The sequence below is a fragment of the Mycolicibacterium chengduense genome (genome assembly GCF_033741155.1).
Classification (GTDB): Bacteria; Actinomycetota; Actinomycetes; order Mycobacteriales; family Mycobacteriaceae; genus Mycobacterium.
Genome location: NZ_JAWQNH010000003.1, coordinates 1 through 18,473, shown reverse-complemented (window position 1 = coordinate 18,473; position 18,473 = coordinate 1). Strand labels below are relative to the sequence as shown.

Annotated in this window: 18 protein-coding genes; 3 read left to right on the top strand and 15 right to left on the bottom strand. The window is 68.7% G+C overall.

From position 1 onward, the window contains the following. Positions 1 to 29: 29 nt before the first annotated feature. From SBI67_RS10530 to yajC, 6 genes are all read right to left on the bottom strand, one after another. Entirely contained in the window at positions 30 to 2,369 is a 2,340-nt protein-coding gene (locus SBI67_RS10530; RefSeq protein ID WP_266046290.1) for a RelA/SpoT family protein, read from the bottom strand. 38 nt (positions 2,370 to 2,407) lie between these two features. Next, the gene (locus tag SBI67_RS10525; RefSeq protein ID WP_024452913.1) at positions 2,408 to 2,932 is read right to left on the bottom strand and encodes an adenine phosphoribosyltransferase; all 525 of its coding nucleotides are present in this window, start codon (positions 2,930 to 2,932) and stop codon (positions 2,408 to 2,410) included. Positions 2,933 to 2,944: 12 nt separating this feature from the next. Further along, entirely contained in the window at positions 2,945 to 4,591 is a 1,647-nt protein-coding gene (locus tag SBI67_RS10520; RefSeq protein ID WP_318980525.1) for an ABC transporter substrate-binding protein, read from the bottom strand. Next, the gene (gene secF / locus SBI67_RS10515; RefSeq protein ID WP_318980524.1) at positions 4,591 to 5,841 is read right to left on the bottom strand and encodes a protein translocase subunit SecF; all 1,251 of its coding nucleotides are present in this window, start codon (positions 5,839 to 5,841) and stop codon (positions 4,591 to 4,593) included. The genes SBI67_RS10520 and secF overlap by 1 nt, the downstream gene beginning before the upstream one ends. A gap of 3 nt (positions 5,842 to 5,844) precedes the next feature. Further along, on the bottom strand, positions 5,845 to 7,656 hold the full coding sequence (gene secD / locus SBI67_RS10510; protein WP_318980523.1) for a protein translocase subunit SecD: 1,812 nt from the start codon (positions 7,654 to 7,656) through the stop codon (positions 5,845 to 5,847). 81 nt (positions 7,657 to 7,737) lie between these two features. Continuing rightward, positions 7,738 to 8,097 carry a preprotein translocase subunit YajC gene (gene yajC / locus SBI67_RS10505; RefSeq protein ID WP_318980522.1) on the bottom strand — a complete coding sequence of 120 codons (360 nt, stop codon included), beginning with the start codon at positions 8,095 to 8,097 and terminating at the stop codon, positions 7,738 to 7,740. A gap of 315 nt (positions 8,098 to 8,412) precedes the next feature. Between yajC and gabT the strand changes: the two genes are divergently transcribed. Next, positions 8,413 to 9,753, top strand: coding sequence for a 4-aminobutyrate--2-oxoglutarate transaminase (gene gabT, locus SBI67_RS10500; RefSeq protein ID WP_318980521.1), 1,341 nt, complete (start codon positions 8,413 to 8,415; stop codon positions 9,751 to 9,753). Between the two features lie 24 nt (positions 9,754 to 9,777). Here gabT and SBI67_RS10495 read toward each other — a convergent pair whose 3' ends face one another. The 6 genes from SBI67_RS10495 to SBI67_RS10470 form a co-directional block, all read right to left on the bottom strand. Beyond that, entirely contained in the window at positions 9,778 to 10,410 is a 633-nt protein-coding gene (locus SBI67_RS10495) for a hypothetical protein (RefSeq protein ID WP_318980520.1), read from the bottom strand. Positions 10,411 to 10,483: 73 nt separating this feature from the next. Further along, positions 10,484 to 10,867 (bottom strand): DUF1304 domain-containing protein, encoded by a 384-nt coding sequence (locus SBI67_RS10490; protein WP_318980519.1) that lies wholly within the window; start codon positions 10,865 to 10,867, stop codon positions 10,484 to 10,486. A 5-nt stretch (positions 10,868 to 10,872) separates the two neighbouring features. After that, entirely contained in the window at positions 10,873 to 11,928 is a 1,056-nt protein-coding gene (gene ruvB, locus SBI67_RS10485; protein WP_318980518.1) for a Holliday junction branch migration DNA helicase RuvB, read from the bottom strand. After that, complete coding sequence (gene ruvA, locus SBI67_RS10480; RefSeq protein WP_318980517.1) at positions 11,925 to 12,512, bottom strand: Holliday junction branch migration protein RuvA; 588 nt, start codon at positions 12,510 to 12,512, stop codon at positions 11,925 to 11,927. The genes ruvB and ruvA overlap by 4 nt, the downstream gene beginning before the upstream one ends. Further along, on the bottom strand, positions 12,509 to 13,066 hold the full coding sequence (gene ruvC, locus SBI67_RS10475; RefSeq protein ID WP_266046279.1) for a crossover junction endodeoxyribonuclease RuvC: 558 nt from the start codon (positions 13,064 to 13,066) through the stop codon (positions 12,509 to 12,511). Before ruvC ends, ruvA begins: the two co-directional genes overlap by 4 nt. A gap of 205 nt (positions 13,067 to 13,271) precedes the next feature. Further along, positions 13,272 to 13,436: a hypothetical protein gene (locus SBI67_RS10470; protein ID WP_318980516.1), complete on the bottom strand. Its 165-nt coding sequence runs from the start codon at positions 13,434 to 13,436 to the stop codon at positions 13,272 to 13,274. Between the two features lie 26 nt (positions 13,437 to 13,462). Here SBI67_RS10470 and SBI67_RS10465 point away from each other — a divergent pair, with 26 nt between their 5' ends. After that, positions 13,463 to 14,110 (top strand): NAD(P)H-binding protein, encoded by a 648-nt coding sequence (locus tag SBI67_RS10465; protein ID WP_318980515.1) that lies wholly within the window; start codon positions 13,463 to 13,465, stop codon positions 14,108 to 14,110. On the opposite strand, the gene SBI67_RS10460 is transcribed toward SBI67_RS10465, so the two are convergent. Then, positions 14,107 to 14,862, bottom strand: coding sequence for a YebC/PmpR family DNA-binding transcriptional regulator (locus SBI67_RS10460; protein WP_024455828.1), 756 nt, complete (start codon positions 14,860 to 14,862; stop codon positions 14,107 to 14,109). The genes SBI67_RS10465 and SBI67_RS10460 overlap by 4 nt on opposite strands. 41 nt (positions 14,863 to 14,903) lie before the next feature. Beyond that, positions 14,904 to 15,506, bottom strand: a complete 603-nt coding sequence (locus tag SBI67_RS10455; protein WP_318980514.1) for a TetR/AcrR family transcriptional regulator — start codon at positions 15,504 to 15,506, stop codon at positions 14,904 to 14,906. 60 nt (positions 15,507 to 15,566) lie between these two features. On the opposite strand from SBI67_RS10455, the gene SBI67_RS10450 reads away from it, so the two are divergent. Continuing rightward, a complete protein-coding gene (locus SBI67_RS10450) occupies positions 15,567 to 17,294 on the top strand; it encodes a CocE/NonD family hydrolase (RefSeq protein ID WP_318980513.1) in 1,728 nt (575 codons plus the stop codon). Here the strand turns inward: SBI67_RS10450 and SBI67_RS10445 are convergent. Then, positions 17,277 to 18,473: mannosyltransferase YkcB-related protein (locus SBI67_RS10445; RefSeq protein ID WP_489685554.1), on the bottom strand; the 1,197-nt coding region annotated here is incomplete at its 5' end. The two genes, SBI67_RS10450 and SBI67_RS10445, sit on opposite strands and share 18 nt — an antisense overlap.

The window sequence follows — 18,473 nt, the reverse complement described above, 5'->3', positions numbered from 1 at the left end:
GGCTCACGCCGCTGAAGCTTGACTGCGGCTCACGCCGCTGACGTCACCCGGTAGACGTCGTACACGCCCTCCACATTCCGGACCACGTTCAGCACGTGACCCAGATGCTTGGGATCGCCCATCTCGAAGGTAAACCGGCTGATCGCCACCCGGTCGTTGGACGTCGTCACCGATGCCGACAGGATGTTCACCTTCTCGTCGGCGAGCACCCGGGTGACATCGGAGAGCAGCCGATGCCGATCAAGCGCCTCCACCTGGATGGCCACCAGGAACACCGACGACGGTGACGGCGCCCAGTGCACCTCGATGATGCGCTCGGACTGCTGCTGCAGCGAGGCCGCGTTGGTGCAGTCGGTGCGGTGCACGCTCACCCCGCCACCGCGGGTGACGAACCCGAGGATGCTGTCACCGGGCACCGGCGTGCAGCACTTGGCCAGCTTGGTCAACACCCCCACCGCACCCGGCACCGAGACACCGACGTCGTCGGAGGTGCGCTGCCGCACCGGCATGGTGGCCGGTGTGGACCGCTCGGCGATCTCGTCCTCGGCCTCGTCGTCGCCGCCCAGCTGAGCCACCAGGCGCTGCACCACATGCCGCGCCGAGATGTGCCCCTCACCGACGGCGGTGTACAGCGCCGACACGTCCGCATAGTGCAGCTCGCGCGCCAGGGCCGCCATGGACTCGGCATTGAGCAGGCGCTGCAACGGAAGTCCGCCGCGGCGCACCTCGCGGGCGATGGCGTCCTTACCGGCCTCCAGCGCCTCCTCGCGGCGCTCCTTGGCGAACCACTGCCGGATCTTGGCCTTGGCACGCGGGGACACCACGAACGTCTGCCAGTCCCGCGACGGTCCCGCCGTGGTGGCCTTGGAGGTGAAAACCTCGACCTGGTCCCCGTTTTCGAGTTTGCGTTCCAGCGCCACCAACCGGCCATTGACCCGGGCGCCGATGCACCGGTGCCCAACCTCGGTGTGCACCGCATAGGCGAAGTCCACCGGGGTGGAACCGGTGGGCAGCGTGACGACATCCCCCTTCGGGGTGAACACGAAGATCTCCTGCACGGCCAGGTCGTAGCGCAGCGACTCCAGGAACTCCCCCGGGTCCGCAGCCTCCCGCTGCCAGTCCAGCAGCTGGCGCATCCAGGCCATCTCGTCGATCTCGGCGGCGGTGTGCCCGGCCGGTAAACCGTTGCGGCCCTTGGCCTCCTTGTACCGCCAGTGTGCCGCGATGCCGAACTCGGCGGTGTCGTGCATCTCGTTGGTGCGGATCTGCACTTCCAGCGGCTTGCCCTCCGGGCCGACCACCGTGGTGTGCAGCGACTGGTACACGCCATAGCGCGGTTGAGCGATGTAGTCCTTGAACCGGCCCGCCATCGGCTGCCACAGCGAGTGCACCACCCCGACGGCGGCGTAGCAGTCACGCATGTCGTCGCACAGGATCCGCACGCCGACCAGGTCGTGGATATCGTCGAAGTCGCGGCCCTTGACGATCATCTTCTGATAGATCGACCAGTAGTGCTTGGGCCGGCCCTCCACCTTCGCGCTGATCTTCATCGCGCTCAGCGCCGTGCCGATCTCGGCCCGCACCTTGGCCAGATAGGTGTCCCGCGACGGCGCCCGGTCGGCCACCAGACGCACGATCTCCTCGTAGCGCTTGGGGTGCAGGATCGCGAATGACAGATCCTCCAGTTCCCATTTCACCGTCGCCATACCCAGTCGATGAGCAAGGGGGGCAATGACTTCCAGCGTCTCGCGGGCCTTACGCGCCTGCTTCTCCGGCGGCAGGAAGCGCATCGTGCGCATGTTGTGCAGTCGGTCGGCGACCTTGATCACCAGCACTCGCGGGTCGCGCGCCATCGCGATGATCATCTTGCGGATGGTCTCGCCCTCGGCGGCGGTGCCCAGCGCCACCTTGTCCAGCTTGGTCACCCCGTCGACGAGATGACCGACCTCACTGCCGAAGTCGGCGGTCAGCGCTTCCAGCGAATAACCGGTGTCCTCCACGGTGTCGTGTAACAACGCGGCCACCAGCGTGGTGGTGTCCATGCCGAGCTCGGCCAAGATATTCGCCACGGCCAGCGGGTGGGTGATGTACGGGTCGCCGGATTTCCGCAACTGGGTGGCGTGCCGCTGCTCGGCCACATCGTAGGCGCGCTGCAGGATCGCCAGGTCGGCCTTCGGGTGGAATTCCCGGTGCACCGCCACCAGCGGCTCCAGCACCGGGTTCACCAGGCTGCGCTGCGCGGTCATCCGGCGAGCCAGCCGGGCCCGCACCCGACGGGAGGCACTGATCTTGGAGGTGTCCAGCGCCGCGGTGTCCCCCGGCTGCGGCGGCACCGCGACCGTCTGCCCCGTGACGGGTTCGTCGGCCATGTTCACCTCCTGGAGTTAAAGGATATCCCGCACGCCGTTCACACCGTGGTCAGGCTGGTGACCCGCAACGGCTGTACCGCGCAACGTCCATCGAGCCCCGAGAGTTCCAACACCACGGCGGCACCGGTGACGTGCGCCCCGCTGCGTTCGAGCAGCCGGGCGGCCGCGGCCAGCGTCCCGCCGGTCGCCAGCACGTCGTCGATCACCAGAACCCGCCGGCCGGTCATGTCGATCCCGTCGGCCGGGATCTCCAGGGTGGCCGAGCCGTACTCCAGGTCGTAACGCTCGGCGTGTACCGGCGGCGGGAGCTTCCCGCCCTTGCGCACCGCAAGCACACCGGTGCCGAGTTTCAACGCCACCGCGGCACCGAGCAGGAATCCGCGGGCGTCGATACCGGCGATCAGGTCGGCGCCGTCGGCCGCCTCGGCCAGCGCGTCGGTGACCACGGCCAGCCCACGCGCATCGGCCAGCACCGGGGTGAGGTCCTTGAACTGGATGCCGGGCTGTGGGAAGTCGGCGACGTTGCGGGTCAGCTCGGCGATCACAGCCGCGGCGCTAGACATGTCTCATCCTGCTCATCCTTCTAGGACCCAGCGGTCCATATTCCATCCGGCGCCCCATCGGGTCGGATTGGACTGCACCGCCGACACGCGCTTCGACGTGAGCAGTGTGCGCTGCTGACGGTACAGCGGCAGGGTGGGGATATCGCCCCACAGGATCGGCCCGGCCTCCCCGAGCAGCCGGCTCAACTCCTTGGGATCGGCGGTGACCGCCAGTGCATCGATGATCCCGTCGATACGCCCGTCGGCGTACCCGGACAGATTGTTGCCGTTGCCGAACCGCAGATCGTAGGCGTCCAGCGCCGACGATCCGGTGGAACCACTACCCACGGCACCGCCGGTACTGCCGATCAGCACGTCGATGGTGTTGTCCCGCAAGCTCTGCGGGCCCACCGATTCGCCGGAGGCGTCGGTGACGGTGATCCCGGCCGCCGCGCAGGACTGGGCGATCGACCCGACCGTCGCGGCCAGTCGGGCGTTGGGGCTCTGGTAACCGATCCGCACCGTGAGCGGTTGGTTGTTCAGCGCGGCCCGGGCGGCATCGGCATTCGCCACCTCGAATTGACCTGCCGCCCCCGCGTTCTCGGCCGCGGAAAGGGTATCGTCCGCGGTCGGACTGAGCCGGGCGTTGGCGATCGGCACCCCGGCATTGCGGGCGATGGTGTCGCGCGGTGTGCACGACGCCAATGCGCGGCGGGCAGGCGGCGCGGCCATCGGCCCCTGCGCCGCGAAGATCAACTGCTCGATGCCGGCCGACGCGCTGTCGGCGCGGGTGTACCCGGCGGGCAGATTCAGCGTCCCCGACGAACCGGCGGCGATGTCGACGATGTCGAACTCCCCGCGATTGACCCGGTCCTGGATGTCGGCGCCCCTGGGCCACACCGTCACCCGCTGCGCGAGCGGCTTGGCACCCCACCATTTGTCGTTGGCGGTCAGCTTCACCGCGCCGTCCTTGGTCACCGCGTCGATCTTGTACGGGCCGGACGACGGGAACCGGGTGAGGTCGATATCGGGCCCGAGGTTCCACAGCGTGTTCCAGGCCTGCGCGATCCGGTCGATCACCGGCGCGTCGCCGGTCTGCAGGGCAGTGGTGACCGCACCGTCGCCGAGGCCGAGCTGATCGGCGATGACGTGCGAGGGCATCAACGAGGTGGCACCGAAGAGCTGCCCGTAGTCGAGGACGCCGCGGTCCTGGGCGAACGTGACCCTGGCCTTCTTCTGACCCGGCGCACAGTCCACCGTGGCGACGTCGCGGTAACCGGCGGTGCTGGCCGCGTCGAACCCGGGGTTGCGCCCGGACTGCGCGGCCCAGGCCAGCACCATGTCGTCGCAGGTGATCGGCTTGCCGTCGGAGTACACCGCGTTGGGGTTGATCTCGTAGTCCAGCACCAGCGGTGCCCGGCCCACCACCGCGACGCTGCCGTAGTCGCGGTCGCCGATGATCTGCCCGTCGGGGCCCCGATAGGTAAAGCCGGTGAGCATCCGTGCGAAGGCCTGCGGTCCGCCCGAGGCCGCACCGGTCACCGTGTTGGTGTTATAGGTGTTCAGCGTGCCGTCGACGGCGTAGTCGATGACGTGATCGGACCCGCTCGAGCAAGCGGAAGCCACCAGTGTCAGCGCGGCCAGCGCCGCACCCGTCCGGGTGATCGCCCGCCCGCGCACTAGCGACGCCGCTTGCCCGACGGTCGGTTCGGCCGGGCCGGACGCACCCCGGGAACGGGCTTGTCCGGTGCCGGGGTGGTCACGGTGACCGAATCCTCGGCGTCCTCGGTGGCGACGGCGGAGTCCTCGACGGCACCCTTGGCGGAGCCGCCACCGGCGGCCGCGGCGCGCCGGCGCAGCACTCGCCTCGTGTGGGTACGCACCAGATCGGTGCGCTCCCGCATCGTCACCAGCAGCGGGGTGGCGAAGTAGATCGACGAGTAAGTACCGACGATGATGCCGACCAACTGCACCAGCGCCAGGTCCTTCAACGTGCCGACGCCGAGCAGCCAGACCGCCACCACGATGAGCGCCAGGATCGGCAGCAACGAGATGAGGCTGGTGTTGATCGACCGCATGAACGTCTGGTTCACCGCCAGGTTGGCCTGCTCGGCGAAGGTGCGACGGGTGGTGTGCTCGAATCCGTGGGTGTTCTCCTCCACCTTGTCGAACACGATGACGGTGTCGTAGATGGAGAAGCCCAGGATGGTGAGCAGGCCGATGACCGTGGCCGGGGTGACCTCGAAACCGACCAGCGCGTACACGCCGGCGGTGACGATGATGTCGAAGAACATGGCGGCCAGCGCCGAGATGGCCATGTACCGCTCGTAGCGCACGGTGATGTAGATCGAGACGATGACCAGGAACACCACCAGCGCGATGAGCGCCTTCTTGGTGATCTGGCCGCCCCAAGTCGACGACACGGCCGAATCGCTGATGGCCTGCTTGCTGGGTTTGCCGTCGGAGCCCTTGGGCTCGAACGCGTCGAACAGCGCCACCCGCAGCTTCTCGGTGTCGGCGTTGCTCAGCGTCTCGGTGCGGATCTGCACGGTGGCCGACGCGCCGTTGCCGACCAGGACCACCGATTCCGGGGCGTGGCCCAGCGCCTTGCTGTACACCGTCTCGACCTGCTCGGCGGTTGCCTGCCCCTTGGCGCCGTCGACGGGCATGGACACCTTGGTGCCGCCCTCGAAGTCGATGCCGAAGCTGAAGCCGCGCAGCAGGATCGCCCCGACCGCGACCGCGACGATGAGGCCGCTGATGATGAACCACATCTTGCGCTTACCGATGACCTCGAAGGCACCGGTGCCGGTGTAGAGCCGGACGAAGAAGCCGTGCTGGGGCAGGTTCGACGATTCGGCCGCGTCCAGGGCCGGCGCCTCGACAGCCTCGGTTTCCACGTCGCTGTCAGTGCTGTGTTTGGCCGCCATCTGTTATCCCCGTCCCGTGGTGTGCGCGGCACGCCGCTCGCGAGCGATCTGCTGGACCGCGCCGAGGCCGTTGAACGCCGGCTTGGACAGCGTCGCGGATTTGGTCGACAGGTACACCAGCGGCCAGGTGACCAGGAACACCACCAGCACATCGAGGATGGTCGTCAGGCCGAGGGTGAAGGCGAAGCCCTTGACCTGGCCGACGGCCAGGATGTACAGGACTGCCGCCGCCAGGAACGTCACCGCGTTACCCGAGAGGATGGTCTTGCGGGCGCGGGCCCAGCCGCGGGGTACCGCCGACCGGTAGGACCGGCCCTCCCGGATCTCGTCCTTGATCCGTTCGAAGAACACGACGAACGAGTCGGCGGTGGTACCGATACCGATGATCAGACCGGCGATACCGGCCAGATCCAGGGTGTAGTTGATGTATCTGCCCAACAGCACCAGCAGCGCGAAGACGAACGCTCCGGAAGCGATCAGGGACAGGGCGGTCAGCAGGCCCAGCACGCGGTAGTACAGCAGCGCGTAGGCCAGCACCAGCGCCAGACCGACCGCGCCGGCGATGAGGCCGGCCCGCAACGACGTCAATCCGAGTGTCGCCGAGACGGTTTCGGCTTCCGACGATTCGAACGACAACGGCAGCGACCCGTACTTGAGCACGTTGGCCAGCTCACGCGCCGAATCCTGGGTGAACCGGCCGGTGATCTGGGTGCGGCCACCGGGAATCGCCTCCTGGATTTCCGGCGCGCTGACCACCTGCGAATCGAGGGTGAACGCGGTCTGGGTGCCGACGTTGGCGGCCGTGAAGTCCGCCCAGATCTTGGCGCCCTCGCTCTTGAACTGCAGGTCGACGACGTAGTCGCCGCGCTGCTGGTCGAGGCCCGAGCTGGCGCTCTCGATCTGCTCGCCGCTCATGATCGACTTGTCCAGCAGATAGACCGTGGAGTGGTCGGTCGAACAGGTCACCAGCGGCAGGTTGGGGTCGTCGTTGCCGGCGAGCACGTCCTCGTCGTTGCAGCGGGTGGCCTGGAACTGCAGCGCCAGCAGCTGGATGCTCTGATCGGTGCTCTGCCGCAGCTGCTTCTCATCCGAGATGCGCTGGGCCAGATCGGCTTTGGCATCCGGTGTGCCCGGCGGTGCGGGTGCGGGTGCCGGGGCGCCGGGTGCGGGCGCACCGGGCGCGGGTGCCGGCGCGCCGGGCGCGGGGGTACCAGGCGCGGGCGACGGCGTCGGGGCGGGCTCCTGCGGGTACGGCCTGGGCTGGGCCGGCGGTGCCGGCGCCGGCGGGGTTTGCGCCCCGGGCGGCGTGGGCGGCTTGATCGGCGCCTCCGGCTCGGCGGGCGCCAGCAGCGGCGGACCACCCGGCGGCAAGCCGGGCGGGGCACCTGGGGGTGCGCCGGGAGCGCCTTGCGGTGGCTGCTGGCCTTGACCTTGCGCGGGGATGGCGTGGATGACGGGGCGGATGTAGAGGCGCGCGGTCTGGCCGAGGTTGCGGGCCTCGCTGCCGTCGCTGCCCGGCACGGTGATGACCAGGTTGTCCCCGTCGATGACCACCTCGGACCCGGACACGCCGAGCCCGTTCACGCGGGAGCTGATGATCTCCTGGGCCTGCATCAGCGATTCCCGGGTCGGCCGGGAGCCGTCCGGGGTGCGCGCGGTCAGCGTGACGCGGGTGCCACCCTGCAGGTCGATGCCCAGCTTGGGCTTGGCCTGCTTGTCACCGGTGAGAAAGACCAGAAGGTAGACGCCGACCAGAAGGATCAGAAAGAGCGCCAGGTAGCGGGCAGGATGCACCGGCGCCGAAGTCGATGCCACGGTTGTTGGGTCTCCTTGGAAGGTGTCTACACGGGACGAGCGTTACCGGGAGGGTACGCGGTGAGCCTGAACCGGTTGCGGTCAGTTGCCGTCAGGCTTGGGCGCCGGACGGTCCGTGAGTTCCACCGCACCGGACGGCTCGTCGGCGTAACCGATCTCGTCGTCATCGGCGGTGTCCTCGTCGGCGTCCTCGATGCGGTCACGGACCGCGAGCTTCATCCAGGTGGTGATGACTCCCGGCGCGATCTCCAACTCCACGTTGTCGTCGGTGATGCCGGTGATGGTGCCCTGCAGGCCGGAGGTGGTGTGGATCCGGTCGCCGACGCGCAGCGATTCGTGCAGATCGATGGTGGCCTGCATGGCCTTCTTTTGGCGGCGCGAGGCGAAGAACATGAACGCGCCCATGATGATGATGAGCGGCAGGAATACGACCAAATCCATGGGACGGCTGTCTTTCGTGGTTGTTACGCGGGCATGGCGGTGCGAACTCGGTCGCGGCGCCTCGTCGCTGACCAGTGTGCCATCACCCCGATTGCCGGCAGATCCACCCCGGAACCCGCGGCGAGTTCCCGACGGTCCGAGATCCACCCCCAGGGCGTCCTCGCGGCGACGGAAATCGTGGCAATATACTGCCTGTAACACTCGATCCGAAGTCAGAGCGCTGTCCAGCTTTTGTTTTCACCCGCATGGGTGGGTAGCCGATTAGGCTCGGATCCCGTGTCATCCCCCGCTGTGCACACCGATCAGGAGTCAACCGTGACTGCCGTCGAGCAGACCCGCCATCTCGCCACCACCATCCCAGGCCCGAAATCGTCGGCGCTGATCGAGCGTAAGACCGCTGCGGTGTCGCGCGGGGTCGGCACCACCATGCCCGTCTACGCCGCGCGCGCTGCCGGCGGCATCGTCGAGGACATCGACGGCAACCGGCTCATCGACCTCGGCTCGGGTATCGCGGTGACCACGATCGGCAACGCGTCGCCCCGGGTCGTGGAAGCCGTCGCCGCCCAGGCCGCGCGGTTCACCCACACCTGCTTCATGGTGACTCCCTACGAGGAGTACGTGGCGGTGTGCGAACAGCTCAACCGGCTCACTCCGGTCGCCGGCGACAAGCGTTCGGCGCTGTTCAACTCCGGCTCCGAAGCCGTCGAGAACGCCGTCAAGATCGCCCGGTCCTACACCCGCAAGCAGGCCGTCGTCTCCTTCGACCACGCCTACCACGGCCGCACCAACCTCACCATGGCGCTGACCGCCAAGTCGATGCCCTACAAGCACGGCTTCGGCCCGTTCGCCCCGGAGGTGTACCGCGCTCCCCTGTCCTACCCGTTCCGCGACGCGGAGTTCGGCAAGGAACTGGCCACCGATGGTGAGCTGGCCGCCAAGCGGGCCATCAGCGTGATCGACAAGCAGGTCGGCGCGGACAACCTGGCCGCCATCATCATCGAGCCGATCCAAGGCGAGGGCGGTTTCATCGTCCCGGCCGAAGGCTTCCTGCCCACCCTGCTGGACTGGTGCCGCAAGAACAACGTCGTCTTCATCGCCGACGAGGTGCAGACGGGGTTCGCCCGCACCGGCAAGATGTTCGCCTGCGAACACGAGGGCATCCAGCCCGACCTGATCGTCACCGCCAAGGGCATCGCCGACGGCATGCCGTTGTCGGCGGTCACCGGCCGCGCCGAGATCATGGACGCCCCGCACGTGTCCGGGCTGGGCGGTACCTATGGCGGCAACCCGGTGGCCTGTGCGGCCGCGCTGGCCACCATCGACACCATCGAGTCGGAGAACATGGTGGCCCGTGCCGCCGAGATCGAGACGCTGATGAAGGAACGCCTCGGTCGCATGCAGGCCGATGACGACCGCATCGGCGATGTCCGCGGACGCGGCGCGATGATCGCCGTCGAACTGGTCAAGCCCGGCACCACCGAACCCGATGCCGACCTGACCAAGGCGCTGTGCGCGGCGGCCCACGCGCAGGGTGTCATCGTGTTGTCGTGCGGGACTTATGGGAACGTGCTGCGCTTCCTGCCGCCGCTGGCCATCTCCGACGAGTTGCTCAACGAAGGTCTGGACGTCCTGGCGGCTGCCCTCACGACCTTGTGAGGGCAGCCGCTGTGCGGGCGGACCTCAGTGCGGCACGGGTGTGCGCCGATGCCAGAACGAGCGGCGCCCGGACACGTCCTCCCTGGGCTGGACCGGCTCGGTCACCTGAGCCGGCTCGGTCACCTGCGTCGACGTAGGCAGTGACCGGCGCGCGTAGCTCATATCGCGGACGCTGCGCACCGAAAGCCTGCCGACGGCCATCCCCCCGAGCACGGCGATGAGCGCGCCGAGGCCGGTGAAGAAGGTCAGTTCCAGCAGCAGCACCTGCTGGGCGTCCAGCCCGGTCGCGGGGGCGCCGATATCGCCGAGCGCCAAGGTGGCGGTGAACGACCTGCCGATCACGAACCATGCGCCGGCGGCCACGGCGAGCCAGCCGCCCAACATGGCGGTCGCGCGGTTGCCCGACATCAGCAGCAAGAGCCCGCCGAGGACGGCCACCGCGCCCGGCAGCACCTCCAGCCAGCCGCGGGCCGTCGTCCACGTCCAGGCCTGGTCGGGCGTGTATGCGAAGTGCAGATAGGGGCCGATGAACGGGGCCAGGGCACCCCAGGCCCCCAAGATCATCACCAGTAACCCGCTGGCCGCGCCGCGGCTGCGTGGGATGACCAGCCTGCCGGTGCGGGCCGGGATTCCTGTGGTGGCAGTGCTCTCAGTCATGTTTCCTCCTCATGCCTGGGCATGAGGTACCCGCTGCCCGGCCTGGCCAATCCCGAGCCGCGGGCGCTGCAGGTCAGGCCAGTCCCACCGCCACCAGGATCACCGCGATCAGCGGCAGCACCCCCTGGGTGATGGCGGCGCGCGCCTTGTCCGGGGAGGACAACAACAGCACCAGCGCTGCCGCCAGCATCGATCCGACGCCGGCGAAGACCAGTGCCGCACCAACGGCGGTGTGGCCGGACAGCAGCGCAGCGATGCCGACGCCGGACACGATGGCCAGGAACAGGTTGTAGAACCCCTGGTTGAAGGCGAGTTCCTTGGTGGCGGCAGCCTCTTCGGCGGACGTCCCGAAGGTCGCCCGGGTCCGGGCCGACGTCCAGGTCAACGACTCCATCACGAAGATGTACACGTGCAGCAGGGCGGCGAGGGCCGCGACGATCACACCGGCGGTCAGCATGCCGTCTATTCAAACAGCCCGGCTTGGCCCAATCCGGTGACCGGGGGTTGCAGCCCGAGGTGTGTCCAGGCCTGCGGTGTCGCGACCCGGCCGCGCGGGGTGCGGGCGATCATGCCGGCCCGCACCAGGAACGGTTCGCAGACCTCTTCCACGGTGGTGGCCTCCTCACCGACCGCGACCGCCAGGGTGGACACCCCGACCGGGCCGCCCCCGAAGCTGCGGGTCAACGCCGACAGCACGGCCCGGTCCAGCCGGTCCAGGCCCAGTTCGTCGACGTCGTAGACCTCCAGGGCGGCCTTGGCGATATCGCGGGTGATGACGCCGTCGGCGCGCACCTCGGCGTAATCGCGCACCCGGCGCAGCAGCCGGTTGGCGATACGGGGTGTCCCGCGGGAGCGGCGGGCCACCTCCGCACCGGCCTCGGCACCCAACTCGATCCCGAGGATTCCGGCCGAGCGCACCAGCACCCGCTCCAGATCGGCGGGGTCGTAGAAGTCCATGTGCGCGGTGAAGCCGAACCGGTCACGCAGCGGCCCGGTCAACGCACCGGACCGGGTGGTGGCGCCGACCAGGGTGAAGGGCGCCACGTCCAGCGGGATCGACGTCGCGCCTGGGCCTTTGCCCACCACGACGTCCACCCGGAAGTCCTCCATCGCGAGGTAGAGCATCTCCTCGGCGGGCCGGGCGATCCGGTGGATCTCGTCGATGAACAGCACGTCGCCCTCGACCAGATTGGACAGCATCGCGGCCAGATCGCCCGCACGTTCCAGGGCGGGACCGGAGGTGACGCGCAGCGCCGACCCGAGTTCGGCGGCGATGATCATCGCCAGCGACGTCTTGCCGAGGCCGGGCGGACCGGACAGCAGGATGTGATCGGGGGTGCCGCCGCGGTTCTTGGCACCCTCGATGACCAGCTGCAGCTGCTCGCGGACCCGGTGCTGGCCGATGAACTCACCCAGGGAGCGGGGCCGCAGGCTGGCGTCGATATCGCCCTCGCCGACGGTCAGCGCGGGCGAGACGTCCCGCTCCTGGGGTTCGGACTCCTCGTCGAATCGGCTCATTTCTTACCCAGCATCGACAGCGCGGCACGCAGGGCGCCCGACGTGCTGGCCTCCGGATCACCGGCCAGCACCTTGTCGGTGGCCTCCTCCGCCTGTTTGAGCGGAAAGCCAAGCCCGACAAGGGCTTCCACGACGGGTCCGCGAACGCCGAAGCCACCGACGGCGGCCGGGCCGGCGCCGGCGACGGCGCCGATCTTGTCGCGCAGTTCGAGCACCATGCGCTCGGCGCCACGCTTGCCGATGCCGGGCACCCGGGTTAGCGCGGTGACATCACCGTCGGCCAGTGCCTGGCGCAGCGCCTGCGCGTCGTACACCGCCAGGGTGGCCAGCGCGATCTTGGGTCCGACCCCGGACACTCCGAGCAGCGTGGTGAACAGGTCCCTGGCCTCGCCGTCGGCGAAGCCGTACAACGTCATGGAGTCCTCGCGGACGATCATCGCGGTGATCAGCCGGGCTTCCTCCCCGCGGCGCAGCGTCGCCAGCGTGGACGGGGTGGCCATCACCTTGTAACCGACACCGGCCGCTTCGAGGACGGCGTGGTCGAGCGCGATGTCGATGACCTCGCCGCGCACCGACGCGATCATGCCCGGGCCGCCTTCAACCGGGCCTGGTAGGCGCGCTTGGCTTCGGCGGCCTTGGCCTCGGCCGCGGCCATCCGCGCGATCATCGGGGCGCGCCAGCAGTGACAGATGGCCAACGCCAGCGCGTCGGCAGCGTCCGCAGGTGTCGGTTTCTGTTGCAAGGCAAGAATTTTCGTCACCATCGTGGTGACCTGCGCCTTGTCGGCCCTGCCGTTGCCGGTCACCGCGGCCTTGACCTCACTGGGGGTGTGGAAGTGCACGTCGATATCCCGCTTGGCCGCGGCCAGCGCGATGACACCGCCGGCCTGGGCGGTGCCCATCGCGGTGTTGGCGTTCTGGTTGGCGAACACCCGCTCGATGGCAATGACGTCGGGAAGGTGGGTGTCCATCCAGTGCTCGACGGTGTCACTGATGGTGAGCAGCCGCCGGTGCAGCGGCGTGTCGGCGGGTGTACGCACCACGTCGACGTCCAGCGCGATGACGTGGCGGCCGCGCCCGGTCTCGATCACCGACAGACCACAACGCGTCAGCCCGGGATCGACTCCCATTACCCGCACGCCAACCCCTTCACCGACAGAACACGTGTTCGATTAGCGTAGCGGCCCGGTCCGTCACCGCCCGGTAGGGACACGCTCGCTCACAGTTGGTAGTGGCCCGACCGCCACCCCTGGGCCAGTCGCAGCGCGTGCTCGTTGATGCGCGCACCCGAGCGCCGCCAGCCGCGCACCAGTTCGGTCTCCATTTCCTGCCCACCGCGTTGGATCACGATCCGCCACTCATCAGCCAGAACGGCCACAGCAGCAGGAACGGTGCGGCGAGCAACCAGGTGAACCAATCGAGGTCGACGACATCGCTGAGGTCCGGGAACGGCCACCAGCGCCGGTGCACGGACCATTGCGTCCCGTTGGGATCCGTGACCACAGCCATGACCGACATCCTGGCACGCTGGTGGCATGCACATCGTCATCGCCGGCGGCCACGGCAAGATCGCCCTGCTGCTGGAACACCTGCTCAGTGCACGTGGCGACACGGTCACCGGCATCATCCGCAATCCCGCCCACGCCGCCGATCTGGAGACCGCCGGCGCCGTGCCCGCGGTGCTCGATCTGGAACAGTCGACCGTGCAGCAGGTCGCCGAGGTGATCGGCGGTGCCGATGCGGTGGTGTTCGCCGCGGGCGCCGGTCCGGGCAGCGGGGTGGCCCGCAAGCAGACCGTCGACCATGACGCGGCCGTGCTGCTCGCGGACGCGGCCGAGGCCGCCGGTGTCGGGCGCTATGTCATGGTGTCGGCGATCGCGGCCGACAACCGCGACCTGGACGCGGGCTACGACGAGGTGTTCCGTGCCTATATCCGGGCCAAGTCCGACGCGGATGCGAATGTGCGGGCGCGTGCCGGCCTGCGCACCACGATCGTGCGGCCGGGCGGCCTCACCGACGAACCGGGCACCGGAAAGGTGACCATCGCGGAGTCGACGGGACGCGGCACCATCCCCCGCGCCGATGTCGCGGGTGTGCTGCTGGCCGTGCTGGACCGGCCGGACAGCGCCGGCCGGACCTTCGAGGTGATCGGCGGCGATACGCCGATCGACGCTGCGCTCTAGTCCTCTTCGAGGGCGGCGGCGACGTCCTCGGGGATGTCGACGTTGGTGTAGACCTCTTGCACGTCGTCGCTGTCTTCCAGGGCGTCGACGAGCTTGAGCACCTTGCGGGCGCCCTCCAGGTCCACCTGCACGCTGACCGACGGCTGGAAGCTGGCCTCGGCCGAGTCGTAGTCGATCCCGGCGTCCTGCAGCGCGGTGCGCACGGCAACCAGGTCGGTGGGCTCGGAGATGATCTCGAAACTCTCGCCGAGGTCGTTGATCTCCTCGGCACCGGCTTCCAGCACCGCGGCCAGCACATCGTCCTCGGACAGACCGTTCTTCTCCAGGGTGATGATGCCCTTGCGGGAGAACAGGTACGCCACCGAACCCGGGTCGGCCATGTTGCCGCCGTTGCGCGTCATCGCCACTCGGACCTCACCGGCGGCCCGGTTCTTGTTGTCGGTCAGACACTCGATCAGCACCGCGACACCGTTCGGCCCGTAGCCCTCGTAGGTGATGGTCTGCCAGTCGGCGCCGCCGGCCTCTTCACCGGCGCCGCGCTTGCGCGCGCGCTCGATGTTGTCGTTGGGGACCGAGGACTTCTTGGCCTTCTGGATGGCGTCGTACAGGGTCGGGTTACCGCCCGGGTCACCGCCACCGGTGCGGGCCGCCACCTCGATGTTCTTGATCAGCTTGGCGAAGTTCTTGCCCCGGCGGGCGTCGATGATCGCCTTCTTGTGCTTCGTGGTGGCCCACTTGGAATGGCCGCTCATGCAGGTACGCCCTCTTTCTGGTCAAACTCCGGCTGTCCAGTCTACTTGGCCAGATCTCCTTCGATATAGCGCTGGAGGTTCGGCGCGACGGCAGCGACCAGTTCCTCCTCGGTCATGGTGGCCACCGGCTCGATCTGCCAGATGTAGCGCATCATCGCCAAGCCCATGATCTGCGAGGAGACCAGGCCACTGCGCACCTTGCGATCGCGCTCGTCGGCACCCAGCTGCGCCACCCCCATCAGCTGACCTTCGACCACGCGACGCAACTTCTCCCGCGTGCTCTGCTCGTGGGCCGCAGTCTGCAGCACCGAGCGCAGTACCGGCCCGATCTCGTCGTCGGCCCAGGCGCCGAGCATCAGCCGCAGCAGCGCTGCGCCCAGCTCGGGCAGCGGCGTCGTCCAGGTCGCGGCGACGCTGTCCAACCAGCGCCGAGGCGGTGTCGTGGCCGCGTCCAGCAGCCCATCCTTGGACCCGAAGTAGTGGTAGACCAGCGCCGGGTCGACGTCGGCCGCCCGCGCCACCGACCGGATCGTCGTCCCGGCATATCCGGTGTCCGCGAACGCTTCGCGGGCGGCGGCGAGGATGCGCGCCTGTAGGACGCCGCGTTCATCTCGAGGCCCAGGGGGCACCGCTTTCTTCGCCATGCAGACACCCTAGCAATATTTCACGTTGCGTTGAGACTTTTTTCAACGTAGCGTGAGACTATGGCTACGTCCCCTCTGAAAGCCCCCCTGAACGGGCCGCAGACCACCGGCCGCACATTCCGCAATCTCAGCCGGCCGCAGTACGGCATCCGGCGCGATATCAACGTCGGCGTGCCGGTCCGCGACGGCATCTCACTGATGGCCGACGTACACCGGCCCGACGCCGACGGCCGCTTCCCCGCTCTGATCGCTGCGTCGCCCTACCCTCGGCAGATCCAGGACCTCGGCGCACCGATGGGTTTCATCGAGGCAGGCAATACCCCGTTCTGGGTATCGCGCGGCTACGCGCACGTGATCGCCAACGTCCGCGGCACCGGCGGATCGGGTGGCGAATTCGGTTTCTTCGACGGGCAGGAACGGCGCGATATGCACGACCTCGTCGAATGGGCCGCCGCCCAACCGTGGTGTGACGGCAACGTAGGGATGATCGGCATCAGCTATTTCGCGATGACCCAGCTGGAGGCCGCGGTCGAGCGGCCGCCGCACCTCAAGGCCATCTTCCCGCTGGCCGTCACCGCGGACCTGTTCGAGGCGGCCTCGCACCACGGCCTGGTGAGCTCGGCCTTCATCACGCCGTTCCTGTCGATGATGGGGTTGACCGCCGCCCGCAGCGACGACTTCTGGCGCAGCCTGCCGCTCCAGATCGCCCGCAAGGTGCTCAATCTGCCGCCGCTGCACCGCAAGTTCGGGACGATGAACGGCGAGGCCGCAGTGACGCTGATGCACCAGCTGCTCAAACTGCCGCACGACCCGCACCCCTGGGATGACCTCTGGCTGGATGTAATGGTCACCCACCCCGTGCGTGACGAATGGTGGGACGACCGGGATCTCACCCCGCTGCTGGGCAACATCGACATCCCCGTCTACCTGGGCTGCGACTGGGAGAACGTACCGCTGCACCTGCCCTCGACGTTCGTCACATGGAAAGCGCTGGCGCACAACCCGAATGTGCAACTGGGCCTGCTCGACCGATACGGCCTGACGTGGCCGTGGGAGAGCCTGCACACCGAGGCACTGGCCTGGTACGACCACTGGCTCAAAGGTCGCGACACCGGGATCCTGGACGGCGACCGCGTCCGGTACGCGCTTCCCGGTGACGAATCGGCGCAATGGCACACCGGTCCGTCCTGGCCGCCGGTGGCGACGGTCACCGCCTACGCACTGCGCGCCGACGGTGTTCTCGGTGCGGACGAAGGGCCTTCCGACACAAGGGGGTTCATGACGTTGGGGGCCGGGACCGGCCGGGTCAAGGCCGGCGAGCTCGACCCGCCGGCACTGCTCACCTGGACGTCGCCGGAGCTGTCGGCCGACCTGGACGTCGTCGGGGAGATCGAGCTGCGGCTCATCGCATCGGCCACCGCGGCCGACACCGCGTGGCTGGTCACTCTGCAGGATGTGGCACCCGGTGGCGAGGTGACCGATGTGACGGCCGGCTGGTTGCGGGCCGGCCTTCGTGAGGTGGACCCGGCCGCGAGTACACCCGGAGCCCCGGTGCTACCGTGCCGCACGCCCGTCGCGGTGCCGATCGGCGAGCCCGTCGAGTATCGGATTCCTCTGGTACCCAACGCCCGTCGTTTCGGTAAGGGCCACCGCATCCAGCTGGTACTGGCCGGTGACGATCAGGATCCGGACGTCCCCGCGATCATGAACTTCCGGCACGCGAGCGTGGGCACCAGCAGCCTGAACACCGTCGCCTCGTCGTCGCGCCTGCTACTGCCCGTGGTCTGAGCCCCCGCCGGCCTTCGGTGCGGTCAGGTCGTACACCGTGTTGGTGCCGACCTTGACCGGTGTGAAATGGGCCTGCACCCAGTCCGAGATGTCGGTGTGGACGTTACGGCCGAAAGCACCGTGGCCGGCGGAGTCGGGCAGGATGTAGTAGCCGATCTGATGGTCGGCCACATCGCCCTGGAACTGGCTCAGGGTCGGCACCGGGTCACTGCCGATGAATCCGCCGATCGCCATCACCGAAGTGCCGGTGGACAATTCGAGCGCTGCCGCCGCCGAGGACCGGTTGATGGCGGCCGACCACGTGGTGTGGGTGTCCTTCAGCATGGCGTCGAGGTCGGCATTGTCGGTCGGCTGCCCCCAGCCGCCGTGCCTGCCGTCGGCGTGCGCGGGGCCGACCGACGGTCCCCCGCCGGTGTGCGGCTGGCCGACGGTGGCCAGCGAGTACGCGGCCGAGCCGGTGAGCGCGCTCAGCACGCCCACCACCACGGCCGCGGTGGCGATCCCCCGCCGGCGCGGTGCGCCCAGCGCCCACAGCAGCGTGAACGTGGCCGCCACGGTCACCGCGACGATCACCCACCGCAGCGGCGGCAGCCAGGCCGCGTTGCGGCCCAGGATCCAGCAGCTCCAACCGCCGGTGGTCAGCAGCAGCACGGCCAGGCCGATCCGCCCGAACCAACCATCGCGGCGGCGCCACATCTCGCCGACACCGATGGCGAACATCGCGGCCACCGCGGGCGCAAGCGACATGCAGTAGTACGGGTGCACGTTGGTCTTCATGAAGCTGAGCACCAGGCCGTCGATCAGCAGCCAGCCGCCGAACAGGATGGCGCCGGCCCGGACGATATCGGTGCGCGGGGCCCGACCGCGTGAGATGAGTACCAGCACCGTCGCCAGCAGCGCACCGACCAGCAGCCAGCCGATCTCGTAACCGAACTCACCGGTGAACAGCCGGGGCAGGCCCTGCTGCTGATCACCCCAGCCGCCCATACCGCGATGCGCCTGCCCGACGGCCTGCCCGGCCGCCACACCGATCTGCGGCTCGTGCTGGAACCCGTAGTTGTTGTGCCCGAGTACCCGACCGAAACCGTTGTAGCCCAGGACCAGGTTCATGAAGTTGTTGTCGGTGGAACCGGCCAGATACGGCCGCGACGAGGCCGGCCACACCAACGTCAGCACCAC

Excerpts from the sequence above, each read along its gene's own strand:
- SBI67_RS10530 (WP_266046290.1), bottom strand. The coding sequence starts at position 2,369 with ATGGCCGACGAACCCGTCACGGGGCAGACGGTCGCGGTGCCGCCGCAG.
- SBI67_RS10525 (WP_024452913.1), bottom strand. The coding sequence starts at position 2,932 with ATGTCTAGCGCCGCGGCTGTGATCGCCGAGCTGACCCGCAACGTCGCC.
- secF (WP_318980524.1), bottom strand. The coding sequence starts at position 5,841 with ATGGCGGCCAAACACAGCACTGACAGCGACGTGGAAACCGAGGCTGTC.
- yajC (WP_318980522.1), bottom strand. The coding sequence starts at position 8,097 with ATGGATTTGGTCGTATTCCTGCCGCTCATCATCATCATGGGCGCGTTC.
- SBI67_RS10495 (WP_318980520.1), bottom strand. The coding sequence starts at position 10,410 with ATGACTGAGAGCACTGCCACCACAGGAATCCCGGCCCGCACCGGCAGG.
- SBI67_RS10490 (WP_318980519.1), bottom strand. The coding sequence starts at position 10,867 with ATGCTGACCGCCGGTGTGATCGTCGCGGCCCTCGCCGCCCTGCTGCAC.
- ruvB (WP_318980518.1), bottom strand. The coding sequence starts at position 11,928 with ATGAGCCGATTCGACGAGGAGTCCGAACCCCAGGAGCGGGACGTCTCG.
- ruvA (WP_318980517.1), bottom strand. The coding sequence starts at position 12,512 with ATGATCGCGTCGGTGCGCGGCGAGGTCATCGACATCGCGCTCGACCAC.
- SBI67_RS10470 (WP_318980516.1), bottom strand. The coding sequence starts at position 13,436 with ATGGCTGTGGTCACGGATCCCAACGGGACGCAATGGTCCGTGCACCGG.
- SBI67_RS10465 (WP_318980515.1), top strand. The coding sequence starts at position 13,463 with ATGCACATCGTCATCGCCGGCGGCCACGGCAAGATCGCCCTGCTGCTG.
- SBI67_RS10460 (WP_024455828.1), bottom strand. The coding sequence starts at position 14,862 with ATGAGCGGCCATTCCAAGTGGGCCACCACGAAGCACAAGAAGGCGATC.
- SBI67_RS10455 (WP_318980514.1), bottom strand. The coding sequence starts at position 15,506 with ATGGCGAAGAAAGCGGTGCCCCCTGGGCCTCGAGATGAACGCGGCGTC.
- SBI67_RS10450 (WP_318980513.1), top strand. The coding sequence starts at position 15,567 with ATGGCTACGTCCCCTCTGAAAGCCCCCCTGAACGGGCCGCAGACCACC.